General features: G+C 28.8%; 10 protein-coding genes and 1 other RNA gene. 4 read left to right on the top strand and 7 right to left on the bottom strand.

From position 1 onward, the window contains the following. The first annotated feature begins 281 nt into the window (after positions 1–281). Both J7M77_RS01920 and J7M77_RS01925 read left to right on the top strand, forming a co-directional pair. Positions 282–1,055, top strand: coding sequence for a DUF3800 domain-containing protein (locus J7M77_RS01920; protein WP_296875443.1), 774 nt, complete (start codon positions 282–284; stop codon positions 1,053–1,055). Positions 1,056–1,494: 439 nt separating this feature from the next. After that, the gene (locus J7M77_RS01925; RefSeq protein ID WP_296875445.1) at positions 1,495–2,316 is read left to right on the top strand and encodes a type II toxin-antitoxin system PemK/MazF family toxin; all 822 of its coding nucleotides are present in this window, start codon (positions 1,495–1,497) and stop codon (positions 2,314–2,316) included. Positions 2,317–2,957: 641 nt separating this feature from the next. On the opposite strand, the gene J7M77_RS01930 is transcribed toward J7M77_RS01925, so the two are convergent. After that, a complete protein-coding gene (locus J7M77_RS01930; protein WP_296875447.1) occupies positions 2,958–4,082 on the bottom strand; it encodes an XRE family transcriptional regulator in 1,125 nt (374 codons plus the stop codon). Between the two features lie 1,494 nt (positions 4,083–5,576). Between J7M77_RS01930 and J7M77_RS01935 the strand changes: the two genes are divergently transcribed. Next, positions 5,577–5,711, top strand: coding sequence for a hypothetical protein (locus J7M77_RS01935; protein ID WP_296875449.1), 135 nt, complete (start codon positions 5,577–5,579; stop codon positions 5,709–5,711). Between the two features lie 135 nt (positions 5,712–5,846). Here the strand turns inward: J7M77_RS01935 and ssrA are convergent. The 6 genes from ssrA to J7M77_RS01965 form a co-directional block, all read right to left on the bottom strand. After that, positions 5,847–6,197: a transfer-messenger RNA gene (ssrA, locus tag J7M77_RS01940) on the bottom strand. A 1-nt stretch (position 6,198) separates the two neighbouring features. Next, positions 6,199–6,645 (bottom strand): SsrA-binding protein SmpB, encoded by a 447-nt coding sequence (smpB, locus tag J7M77_RS01945; protein ID WP_296875451.1) that lies wholly within the window; start codon positions 6,643–6,645, stop codon positions 6,199–6,201. Positions 6,646–6,665: 20 nt separating this feature from the next. Further along, on the bottom strand, positions 6,666–8,933 hold the full coding sequence (gene rnr, locus J7M77_RS01950; protein WP_296875453.1) for a ribonuclease R: 2,268 nt from the start codon (positions 8,931–8,933) through the stop codon (positions 6,666–6,668). A gap of 48 nt (positions 8,934–8,981) precedes the next feature. After that, positions 8,982–9,212: a preprotein translocase subunit SecG gene (secG, locus tag J7M77_RS01955; RefSeq protein WP_296875455.1), complete on the bottom strand. Its 231-nt coding sequence runs from the start codon at positions 9,210–9,212 to the stop codon at positions 8,982–8,984. Positions 9,213–9,305: 93 nt separating this feature from the next. Further along, positions 9,306–9,788 carry an N-acetyltransferase gene (locus J7M77_RS01960; protein WP_296875457.1) on the bottom strand — a complete coding sequence of 161 codons (483 nt, stop codon included), beginning with the start codon at positions 9,786–9,788 and terminating at the stop codon, positions 9,306–9,308. After that, complete coding sequence (locus J7M77_RS01965) at positions 9,781–11,457, bottom strand: MraY family glycosyltransferase (RefSeq protein WP_296875459.1); 1,677 nt, start codon at positions 11,455–11,457, stop codon at positions 9,781–9,783. Before J7M77_RS01965 ends, J7M77_RS01960 begins: the two co-directional genes overlap by 8 nt. Positions 11,458–11,562: 105 nt before the next feature. Between J7M77_RS01965 and J7M77_RS01970 the strand changes: the two genes are divergently transcribed. Then, a complete protein-coding gene (locus tag J7M77_RS01970) occupies positions 11,563–12,705 on the top strand; it encodes a DUF871 domain-containing protein (protein ID WP_296875461.1) in 1,143 nt (380 codons plus the stop codon). Positions 12,706–12,908: the final 203 nt, after the last annotated feature.

Here is a 12,908-nt window from a genome sequence, read left to right on the forward strand (position 1 = left end):
CTGTATACAAATATTCTGAAGCACTAATTACCAAAATTATTACACTTATTTTAAATGATAAAGACATCATTACTAAATTGAGAGAAAAATAAAAAAATAGCTAACCCCAGGAGCAAAGGCATCTCGACTTAAGTCTTATTGGTACAACCAGCCCAGCTTTATCCATCTCAAGTTAGCTTACTACTATTATATCCAAAAGTTTCTAAAAAGGAACCTTGTTTATATATTTTTATTAATCTGGAAAACACATACACTTTTAAATATTTATGAGGAACGGGAAAATGGAAACAATAACCTTAAATAAAACAAAAACATATACACAAACATTAACAATCTATATATTTATGGATGATTCAGGTAAATTAACAAACAAAGAAAAAGTATCCGTTTTTGCAGGTATTTCTTTTACTGAAAAATATGAAAAAGATAAATTCAACAGACAATACAAATCAATTTTAAATAATATTAAATGCAACTATTGCAGTTTGTCAAATGAAAAATGTCAAGGAACGAATTGTCCTGAAATAAAAAGCTTCAACATAAAAAATGCAGATAAGCGAAGATTAATAAACTTATGTAAACAGCATTTTACATACGCCGTTGTTATAAATAATCAAAAAACATATCCAAACATTCTTAATTCCAAAGCAAGCAGGGGAAGATATACTGACTATACTCAAAAAATGATTATAAAAAAAATAATATCTCAATACATTAGTAATGGTACTATTAATACCAGCCAGGACTTAAATTTAGTAATACGTATTGATCAACAATCAACAAAAAGCAATGGTTATTATTCATTGAAAGAAAGTATATATGAAGAACTGGCAAATGGAATATATAATTTTAATTACAATGTAAGACATAATCCCATTATCTTTGGAAAGCTTAATGTTGATGTTGAATATATGGACTCAAAAAAAGTATATTCCATCCAAGCTTCCGACATTATTGCCGGAAAAGTAAGAAGTACCGTTTTACATTCTAATAATGATAAAGAATTAAATCAAAAATTAGATTCATTTTTAAAATTAAAATTATTTTTGCCATGAAAAAAGTGGCATTAAGCCACTTCCTAAATGAGCTGACGTACTTACAGTACGCTTAATTACTATAATCAGACATCATTTATAGACCAGTCGAGGATTGATTACCTCCGGTAACTATATTATATAGTATATTTTTAAAATATCAAGTTTGTTAAAATAATTACTAAAATGTTTAAAACGTCATTAATACCCACAAATTCATTGTCATAAACCTGTATTTAACAAGCAACATAAAACATCAAATATTCTTTAACTATTAATTACCCTTTGCACTTCTTATTACATCAGTAATTCTTGAAACACCTTTATAGATAAATTCAGTTAAATAAATAACTACCAATCGTATAAATTTCATCTTTAATTAAATGGTAGATACTATCATTTATAAAATATATTTTTACGACCGATCAAAAAATAAATATTCACATGAGGAGAGAGGAAATTGAAACAAATAAAATTATTTCATGGAAACATATATATCTACAAAAATAATTATTCTGAAAATAACTTAGGTATATATATGTGTGATACAAATCTAAAAAATAAAGTTTGCATTATTCCCATAGACAAAAATGATAATAGCGGTAAAACATACAAAATAAATGCTTTGGATAAAGTCGCTTATCCTTTTAATTTTATTGAAATAAAGAGAACCGATATTATTAATGTACTGCGATTAAAAGGAAAGGTTTTTAAAATACAATATAATGAATTTGTAGAATTATCTGATTTACTATTAAATAAATTAGCTAAAAAAAACTTAGATACATATTCTAAATTCCAAGCAAAAAGACTATCTAATCCAAAACAGGATTATATTTTGACCGAAGATTACTATAAATATTTTACCTGGTTTGAACATAAATCTAATTTAGAATTCGATACATCTATAAATAGAAATCCAATTATTAAAAAATATAGCATCTATTACATAGAAATCGGTGAAAATATTGGAAGCGAATTACATAAAAGACGACCAGCCGTTATATTTAAAAGGTGTATATCAAGAAATCCTAATGACAGCAGTTACATTGTATTGCCAATTACTTCACAAGCAACTTCAGGTAAATACCCCTATAACACACCTATATTAGTAAATGGAAAAGTAAATTATGTTAGAACCAATGATGTTAGACGTGTAAGTATTAAACGTATTGCATGCCCTCTTTATAAATCCGGTACATCTAAGATTATAAAATTAAATACTGCGGAAATAAAAGCAGTTAATAAAAATTTTAAAAAATATTTCCTTGGTGAAGAATAAATTTTATAATTCAGTGTATATTTTAGAGTGTATACATGTTGACTTTTTAAAACCTTGTGCTAGAATACATGTATAACAAAGGCAATCCACCGATATACAGAGTGGTATTACTGGAGAATCTTCGAGAAGGCACTAATTTATTTAGTGTCTTTTCGCTTTTAAAAACAAAAAACATCTTACAACACAATGTCATTAAGTTAGGACTAAGGACATTAAAATTTAAAATTAAACCGTTAAGTTAAGGAATCAGCAAATAAATTTATAGGTTAAATTTGGTGCTGATTTTCCTTATAAATAAAGGAAAACAAACAATTTGTGAATAACTTTTTACCTGTTTTTTATTTTTTACCAAAACTCAAATTACTAAAGTAATTACTATAATATTTAAACCCTAACAAAACATCATTAATATCCACTAATTCATTGTCATAAGCCTGCATTTATCAAGCATCGTTAAACTACAAATATTTTTTAATTATCAATTGACCTTGGCACTTCTTGTTACATCAGCAATTTTTGAAACACCTTTATAGATAAATGCGGTCAAATAAATGACCATCAATCATATTAATTTCATTTTTAATTAAATGGTAGATAAACATATCAACCATCTACTTTATCTAGATAATAAGTCACAATCATTAACTTAATAATTGTTTTGCCTGTTCTTGAACCATTTTTTCTAATTGTTTTAAGCGTTTGTTTGGCAATTTATAATTTGATTTTTTATCAAAATGAAAATTTAAAATTTTTCTAACTTTTTCTTTTTGTCTATTTGTCATTAATGGTTTTACAAAATCAATGAATTGATCATAAGTAGCTGGCTGTCTTGTTTTAATATACTGACTTTCCTGATCAAAATCATTTTCCATTGTATAGCAAAGCAAAGATAAACCATTATCAAATATTGGAGCTGGTGCAATAATTTTATTAGTGTGATTATCAATCAATAGCCCAAAATTCCCAAAATGCCGATCTTCATTTAAAATAATAGCATCAAAGACAAGCATATCAACTAGTTCCTGATAAAAATCATCACCTAATTTTTTATAATAATCAATAACTGCAATAATACCTCCAGTTTTCACTAATCTACCAATAGCTATAAATGACAAATTTGGACTTGTAAAAAGTTCGCAAGTAGAACATAGTTTTCCTTTCCACTTAGACAATTGATATGGCACATAATGAAGTCCCATTGCTTTGGCAACTTGACTTGCATAAAATTCAGAATAAGGCTCTAAACCACCATTAGCAAATCCTTCTGTTCCGGATTTATAAAGCATAATTTTCCCTTTCATTCTACGCCAAGACTTTGCCAGCATCCCATCAGTTGTAAATTCTGCTGATAAACAAAAAGAAGTTTTTTTATAACTTCCATACCCAGTAAAAGCAATCGAAGCAATATTTGTATTAAATGAATTTGTGTAAAGATTTTTATCTTTAAACAAATCTTTACTATCTTTTTTTACTACCCAATAACAATCATTTAAGGATAAACCCTGGCAAATATCTATAATTCCTTTTGTATCTTTTTCATTCAATCCAAGTCGTGATAAAAAATTAGTTACATAAGCTCTATTTCTAGGTACTGTCCTATTTTTTAACCATCTTAGCAACGATTCATTTGTTAGTTTTAAATCTAGTGGCAATAAATATTTTTTATCTTCATTAACTGCATTAATCCTTACTTCTAATCCATTTATTGTATTTTCCATAGAAAAATACAATAAATCATGATCAAACTGTTTTAATATATAATCCATAGAAAGCACCACTCTTCAACATCATTCATTAATATATTACCTAATTCTTTAAATTTTATCCTACTTTAAAAATATACATCATGTCATTATTATAATATATTTTTAAAATATTTATTACTTTTCAAAATTCATTTTTTTAACTTAAATAATATTATAAATCATTAACCCAATCTAATTAATATCATTTAAATGAAAAGTAAAAAAGAATTAGATAATGATCTTATTATATAATTTACCAACTACAGTTTTAATTAAATCTCTTAAAGTCCTTATATATCTAGGAGAATGAAGAAATCTATGGTATAATGCATATATCCAATGATTAGCTGGTAAAAATATATAAAATCGTTGATTTGTCTAGAGTTTAGACTATTTTGATTTTATAAAAATGGCATATTTACTATGGTTTAACATCAACATTATATGTATTTAAATACGCTTAATATTTGCGTAAAATCCTTTGCAAAACTTGTTTAACATCAACATTATATGTATTTAAATTATGAATTTAACGATGTTGTATATCGGATCAATCACGTTTAACATCAACATTATATGTATTTGAATGCATCGAAGATTTTATAAACTCTGAACTGCTTACCTGTTTAACATCAACATTATATGTATTTAAATAACGCTGGAGTGATGCAGCTAAGTTAAGAGTAGTGTTTAACATCAACATTTATGTATTTAAATTAATCATTATTAAATTAATCATCTAAAATTGTACTACGAAAGCTATTATCATATTTAGAAACACCAGTACTATTATTGGTGATGACCATACCTTCATTGATAACGTAACGTTCAAAAAAATGCTTTATTTGAAATCACTGTTTATCAAAATTATACACACGATTCTTACAAAATATATTTTTATGACGATCTTATTAAAAAATAAACATTTATACGAAGAATGATGAGGGTGATTAAATTTAGAAAAATAATGAAAAAAATTAAATACTCTTTAAATATCTATAAAATACTATACGTTAAAAAAGTAATAATTTTATGAATAAACTAAATATCATTATTTTTAATAATGAATTTTACAAAAGATGTTGCCTTTTTGGTACTAGGGGCATAATATGGATGTGTACTTGCAAAAGGAGTACACAAATGTTAACAAAACCTTGGCAGTAACCGCCCGTTATAAGGGATTCGGCGACACCAAGGTTTTTTTATTTATTATAAAAGCAAAGTAGATCTTATGTATGGCAATAAAGTAAAACATAAATGCAATAAAAAGATATTAGACAAAAAGTAATAGAAAATAGAATTATAGATATTATCCAGGAATCTTTTTTAATGGTAAAGTTCTAAATGATATTATTGACGGTATAATAAATTATCAAGCTGAACATCAAAACAATAATAATTTAAAAGCATTAAAAAAATTAAAAGATGTTAATAAATTAATTGCAAATATTGTTAAAGCCATAAAAAACGGATTATTTAATGATGCTATGATAAACAAAATTAATGAACTTGAAAATGAAAAATATACTTGAAAAAAAGATAAAAACTGAAAAAATGAATGATGATATTTTAGAAAGAAATTTTATTGAATTTATCTTAAAAAAGATGCTAGATGAAAGTAAAAAATCAGAAACAAAAAAAGACTTGTAGAAACATTCATCTCAAAAGCCTTTTTGTTCGATGATAGTAAATTAGTCACCTTCAATTATCGTAAAAACGGACATCCTGCAACTCATGAAGAAGTTTTAGAAATTCTTCAGAAACTAGGTGTCGTCAAATCCCATTTGGTGGAGGTGAGGGGAATCGAACCCCTGTCCAAGCATAGTCCCTCCAAAGCGTCTACAGTTTAGCTCATTGAATAAATTTAGTTAGGCTACAATCAATGAGCAATTTTCCACCTAACGAGCTTATAAATTTTCGTAACAGTTATCTAAGCTCTAACTGTTCTTATCCTATTAGTTATGATACCAGCTAAATAATTATAGGCACATTAAATAGTGGCAGCTTTCATGTCTATGTCGACTAAGCGAAAGCGTAATTAGTTTGTCTGTTTCCAGTTATTTTTTGATTGCATTTAACGAATGCCTTCGACTGCAGCTAAGGTCAAACCATACCTGTCGAACCCAAAACACCCCCGTTAATAATTTTTTAACGCTCGCTGGATCTCACGTTTAGAATCTCTTTCTTTGATATCCTGGCGTTTATCATAAAGTTTTTTACCACGAGCAATAGCAATTTCTAACTTAACTTTACTGCCTACATTAAAGTATAACTTAGTTGGCACAACTGTCAAGCCACCTTCTTTTAATTTATTAGAAATTTTTAAAATTTCTTTACGATGTAACAACAATTTACGATTACGGCGTGGATCATGATTAAAACGATTGCCATGACTATAAGGAGAAATGTGCATGTTTTCAATAAAAGCCTCATTATTTTTAATTCTAATAAATGAATCTTTTAAATTAACATTACCTAAACGAACTGATTTAATTTCTGTACCCTTTAATTCAATTCCCGCTTCATAACTATCTAAAATAAAATAATCATGATACGCTTTTTTGTTATTAGAAATAATCTTCATTTCCATTCCTCCTTATCATATTAACGTCTTTTTCGTGATCGTCGTTTTCTATTTTGACGATGCTTATTAAAAAATTGCGGTTCTTCATGTCGCTTTTTAAAGCGATTATCTCTTTTTGAACGTTTTTTCTTGTCCTGATCACCCTGCTTATTTATTATAACAGTTTTTCGTGGCTTTTTGTTAGATTTCATACCAACAATTTCAAAATCTACACTCCGATCTTTTTTTGAAGCACTAGCCACCCGTACTTTGACTCGATCTGACATTTTAAATACTTTGCGATTTCTTTGACCAATATAACGCAAATTTCGTTCATCAAAGAAATAAAAATCATCTGTTAAATCAGTAACATGAACTAAACCATCAATTGTATTATCCAGTTCAACAAAGAAACCAAAATTAGTAATTGAAGAAATAGTTCCTTCAAATTCCTCACCTAAATGTTTCTCCATATATTCAGCCATTTTCATATCATCAACTTCACGTTCAATTTCAATGGCAACACGTTCTCTAAATGATGACTGTTCGGCAATTTCCATCATTAAATCCTGATAATAACGAATTGTCTTTTTATCTAATTGTTTGTCAAATAAGAAACGGTGAATCATTCGATGAACGATTAAATCTGGATAACGTCTAATTGGTGATGTGAAATGAGTATAAAATTCATCAGCTAAACCAAAATGGCCTAGACATTGTTCATCATAACGAGCTTTTTGCATACATCTTAATAATAATGTTGCAATAATGGTATGCTCTGGTGTTCCTTTACTAGCTTCAATGATCGTACTTAACTCACCAGGATAAATATTTTCTAGTGATCCTTTAATCGTATATCCCATCGTTTTTGCAATATTTACAAACTGCAATAATTTTTCTGGCTTAGGATTTTCATGAACCCGATAGATAAATGGTAATTCTAACCAGTAAAAATGCTGAGCTACCGTTTCATTAGCTAAAAGCATAAACTCTTCAATAATTTTTTCCGCTTCACCACGATTTCTAACAACGACATCTGTTGGATTACCACGATTATCAACTAATACTTTAGCTTCTTTAACATCAAAATCAATTGCTCCGCGATCAAAACGTTTTTTTCGTAAGATTTGTGCTAATTCAAACATTCTAAAAAATAAATCTTTGACATGACTATAACGAAGCTGTAAAGCCTGATTATTAGCTAAAATGTGATTAACATTGGTATAAGTCATCCGTTCAGTTGAATTGATAACTGAAGGAACGATTTCGTGATCAACCACATTTCCTTCTTGATCAATTTCCATAAAACAAGATATGGTCAAACGATCTTCATGAGGATTTAAAGAACAAATCCCATTAGATAATTTATGTGGTAACATCGGAATTACTCGATCAACTAAATATATTGATGTTCCCCGATTAAAAGCTTCTTTATCTAACGGTGAACCTTCGGTTACATAATAAGAAACATCTGCGATATGAACCCCTAAATAATAATGCCCATTATCAAGTTTTTTTAGCGAGATTGCATCATCAAGATCCTTGGCATCTTCGCCATCGATCGTAACAATAACTTCATTTCTTAGATCTAATCGATCACTAATATCAACGTCTTTGATCGTACTAGGAATATCACTGATTTGATCAAATACTTCCTGGGGGAAATCTACCCTAGTATCATGCTGGTAAACTACTGATAAAATATCAATCCCCGGATCATTACGGTGACCTAAGATCTTAATAATATCGCCTTTTAAAAACGGTTTATACGTTTTGATTTCAACCATGACTTTATGTCCTGGCATTGCTCCATGACTATGTGCCTGATCTACAAAAATCGGCTGATCAAATAACACATCATCAACATCCACATAAAAATCACGTTTAGCTTTTTTCACTTCACCGACAAAACGTGTTTGTCCACGATTAATAATTTTAACGATCTTTCCTTCAGGCGAATCTCCATCACTTTTTTTCGCCAGTTCAACTAAAACTGTATCCTGATTAAAAGCACCTTTTAAATCATTTTTACCGATAAAAATATCTTTTTCTAATCTATCTGTCTTAACAAAACCATAACCCCGTTTATTAAGACTAAGAACTCCAACATAGATATTTAATTGTTCAGGTAAATAATAATTATTATAATTATCTCTTACAACCAGTCCTTCATCTTCTAATTGATTCAATGTTTTAACCAGTTTTACAAACTGATCACTTTTTTGATGACCCAACTCTTTAGCTAACAAATCAACTGTGCGATAGATGTATTCAGGATCTTTCAACAACTCTAATATTTCATCTTTCATTCTTTCACCTCCTCATTTAAAATAAAAATAGGACCTTAGCCCTATTAATTATGACATTCTCAAAATGATTGCAATGATAAAAAATACAATTGCTAGTCCGGCTGTAACTCTTGTAAGTACTAGTTCTGCTCCACGCTCTTTTTGATGAGCAAATAAATTAGAACTTTGACCTGTTAACGCGTTAACAATACCGTCTGATTTACCACTTTGTAATAAACATAATATAATAAGTGCTATTGAAATAGCAACCATCAATCCATTTAAAATTGTTTCAAACATAATATGCCTCCTAAAAGATACTTTGATACATCGCTAGACCATAATAACATATTTTTTTTTAAAAAACAACGCTTTAAACACTTATCATATTGTTTATCGTAATTTTTTTTGTAAAACTGACACTTTTAAATTTTCATAACTAGACATAGCAATTTTTTCAAAACCTAAATATCGCCAAAAAGCTAGACCTGAATAATTGTGGTCAAGACATGCCAATTGAATAACTTCCTGATCTTGCCAATAATTTTCAATAAAATAATTAATGATCATTGTACCAATCTGTTTTCTTTGAAAACTTTCATCAACTAAAAATAATCCAATCCAGACATATTTATTATCATGAAGATATGAATAGCGATAACCAATTTGATAATCAATTACAGCAACCAGCTCATCTTGATAAAAAACTTTATTGATATAGTGATCATTTTCATCAAACCCTTCTGGTCCTTGCATATCTTTAAATAAATAATCTTTAGTTATTTTAACATTAATAAGTCGATAATACTTTTTTTGATTACAATGAAATAAATATAATTCCTGATCAATTTGCTTTACTCGTTTAATTTTAAGCATTGTCAACCCCAACTACATAAAAACGATCATTATCATATACTAAAACAATATTGGTACTGCTTGGTAAATTTTCATCTTCAATATTATATTCCATTGAAATCAAAACATTATAATACTCATTATTTTCCAATCCTTCAATTACTACTTTAGATGGTGAATATGAAATAATTTCATATTCAGTTACTTCTAAATCAGGATAAAGAGTTCGATTAACATAAAAAGATTTTAACGCAAAAGAATTAAACTCACTTTGTAAACTGGGATAAATATAATTAATCGCTCCTACTTGATTTTCTTCCTTGTTGGCTAAAGTAAAATAATCAACTGCAAAGTAAGAAGCTACTAATTGACACTCCTCACTAGTTAGATCACTTTGATAAGCCCGATCTAAACGATCATAGATATCATCTAATAACTCATTTGTTTCACTATTTACATACGGAGTTGGAACATATTTATCTGGTGTTTCAATTGTTTTATCTTGATAAAAATAAGCACTTGTTAAAACAATAACCGCAACTAAACAGGCAATAATTACTAACCGGTCTAAAATCGCTCTAGTTTTACTGCGGCGTTTACGATAAGCTTCTAAACGCTTAATTTTAGGTAAATTATCACTTTTTAAAAAGATATTAACGATTGTTAGAACCGGTTTATATTTACGACTAACCATATTAGTCATTTCAATAAATAATTCAAATATAAACATTAAAATAATAAACATCAATGTCCCTAGTGTAGGATCATAATAATATATGTATGATGTTAATGAAAACAAAAAAGTTACTCCATACAATACTAAAACACTTTTACGATGTCCTAATTTTAACTTAAACATCAAATTATGATGTAAATGAGCCCGATCAGCTTCACTAAACTTTTTATGATGAACCTTACGTCTTATTATCGCAATCAAAGTATCCATGATTGGCACCATCAAAACAACAATTGGTGCCCCTAATGTAAAAAACGTTGAAACATTATAGCCAAAGCCAAGTAATGAAATAACCGAAATCATAAAGCCAATATACAAAGCTCCACAATCACCTAAAAACACTTTAGCCGGATGAAAATTGTAAAACAAAAAGCCCATGATTGCTCCTGCCAATAATAATGATAGTGATGCAATATCGGTCCGTCCACTCGTTAATGAAGTCATGGAAATAGTAAACAAGACAATGATTGATATTCCCGATGATAATCCATCTAAGCCATCAATTAAATTAATCGCATTAGTAATTCCCACGATCCAGATTACAGTAATAAATCCAGCAACAACAGAAATCCACTTAGCCGGTAAAAAATCAAATCCTTTCAAATAAATATCACCATGAACGATTACAATCAAAGCCGCAATCAGTTCAACAATTAATTTAGTTTTCGGTGATAAATCATGAACATCATCTAATAACCCAACGAAAAAAACTAAAAAACTAGCAATTAAAATCGCATTAATTTGGGCATCAGTCTTTAAAAAAATCACTGCTCCAATTAAAGAACTAATATAAATTGCATAACCACCAATTCTAGGTACTTCAATAGTATGAACCGTTCGTTTATTTTTATGCGCTACAATTCCCAAAGCCCCACCAGCTTTCATGGCTAAAGGAACTAAGATTACAGAAATTATCATCGTTACAACAAACGACATGATTATACTTAGATTCATCTTTTTCACCTACCTATCTTTGTATATTATTAATTATTTTTCCCTAAAATACAAGACAAAATCATTAAATAGTTTTATAATAGTATTGTTAAGGAGGAAAACGAAATGCACAAATTAGGAATTTCTGTATACCCTGATAAATCACCAAAAGAAGAGGTATACGCTTACATGGAAAAAGCTGCTAAATTAGGGTTTAAAAGAATCTTTACCTGCTTTTTATCAATCCCTGAAGATAAGCGCGAAAGTTATCTAGTTGAATTTAAAGAATTCATGACCAAAGCTCACGAATTAGGATTTGAAGTAGCTGCGGATACTAATCCAGAAGTATTCAAATTAATTGGAGCAACGCCTGATAACTTAAAACCATTTGTAGATTTGGGATTAGATATCATTAGAATGGATGGAAATTTTGGGACACAAGGTGATATCCAGCTTACTCGTAATCCATACAATATTAAAATTGAATTCAATGCTAGTATGGATCCTGGAGTAGAATTATTAATCAAAAATGGTGGTAATCATGAACAAATTATCATGTGCCATAACTTCTTCCCAGAACGTTATACTGGATTAGATTTTGATTTATTCCAAGATCTTAATAGTTACTGGAAAGAATTAAACTTACACACTGCCGCTTTTGTATCAAGTAACAACAAAGATACAATTGGACCTTGGCAAGTATTCTGTGGTTTACCAACAGTAGAAATCATGCGTGGTTTACCAATTGACTTACAAGCTCGTTTAATGTTAGCTGCTGGTAATGTTGATGATATCTTAATTGGTAACTACCCAGCTACTGATGAAGAATTAGAAGCTTTATCTAAACTTAACTATCAGGCAATTGAAATCAAAGTTGATGAAGTACCAGAAATCACTGAAAATGAAAAAATGATCATGTATGAATTTGGACCACACTGGGATCGCTATGATCATTCTACTTTCATGTTAAGATCTAGTATGCCAAGAGTTAAATTTAAAGAAAAAGCAACAGTTCAAGATTCTGGTTTTTCAACTAATAAAACAGTTGTTGAAAAATCAATTCCACATCATGACTGTGGTAAAAAAGTATTCACTCGTGGTGACATTTTGATTGTTAATGATAATTTAGCTCATTATCGCGGTGAATTAGAAATTGTTTTAACTGAAATACCAAATGATGGTGAACGTAACTTAGTTGCCACAATTAAAGAAGAAGAAATGATGTTATTAGACTTTATTGTACCAGGTCATCATTTCGTTTTAAAATAAAACTTAAATAGAGATGGTCAGTCATCTCTATTTTTTTCACTAATATTATTACCAAAAACTCTAAGTATTTATCTTCAATAAAAAAGGGACAAAATAAATTTTGTCCACCAGGGTGATGATGCGTTTTATATGCAATTCGCCCTTTTTACTACTATAATTATATCAGGAGATGACTTTATGATTGATTTATCCGTTCCTTCTGA

It is taken from the genome of Thomasclavelia sp., assembly GCF_017889095.1.
Taxonomy (GTDB): domain Bacteria; phylum Bacillota_I; class Bacilli_A; order Erysipelotrichales; family Coprobacillaceae; genus Thomasclavelia.

Excerpts from the sequence above, each read along its gene's own strand:
- J7M77_RS01920 (WP_296875443.1), top strand. The coding sequence starts at position 282 with ATGGAAACAATAACCTTAAATAAAACAAAAACATATACACAAACATTA.
- J7M77_RS01930 (WP_296875447.1), bottom strand. The coding sequence starts at position 4,082 with ATGGATTATATATTAAAACAGTTTGATCATGATTTATTGTATTTTTCT.
- J7M77_RS01935 (WP_296875449.1), top strand. The coding sequence starts at position 5,577 with ATGAAAAATATACTTGAAAAAAAGATAAAAACTGAAAAAATGAATGAT.
- smpB (WP_296875451.1), bottom strand. The coding sequence starts at position 6,645 with ATGAAGATTATTTCTAATAACAAAAAAGCGTATCATGATTATTTTATT.
- rnr (WP_296875453.1), bottom strand. The coding sequence starts at position 8,933 with ATGAAAGATGAAATATTAGAGTTGTTGAAAGATCCTGAATACATCTAT.
- secG (WP_296875455.1), bottom strand. The coding sequence starts at position 9,212 with ATGTTTGAAACAATTTTAAATGGATTGATGGTTGCTATTTCAATAGCA.
- J7M77_RS01960 (WP_296875457.1), bottom strand. The coding sequence starts at position 9,788 with ATGCTTAAAATTAAACGAGTAAAGCAAATTGATCAGGAATTATATTTA.
- J7M77_RS01965 (WP_296875459.1), bottom strand. The coding sequence starts at position 11,457 with ATGAATCTAAGTATAATCATGTCGTTTGTTGTAACGATGATAATTTCT.
- J7M77_RS01970 (WP_296875461.1), top strand. The coding sequence starts at position 11,563 with ATGCACAAATTAGGAATTTCTGTATACCCTGATAAATCACCAAAAGAA.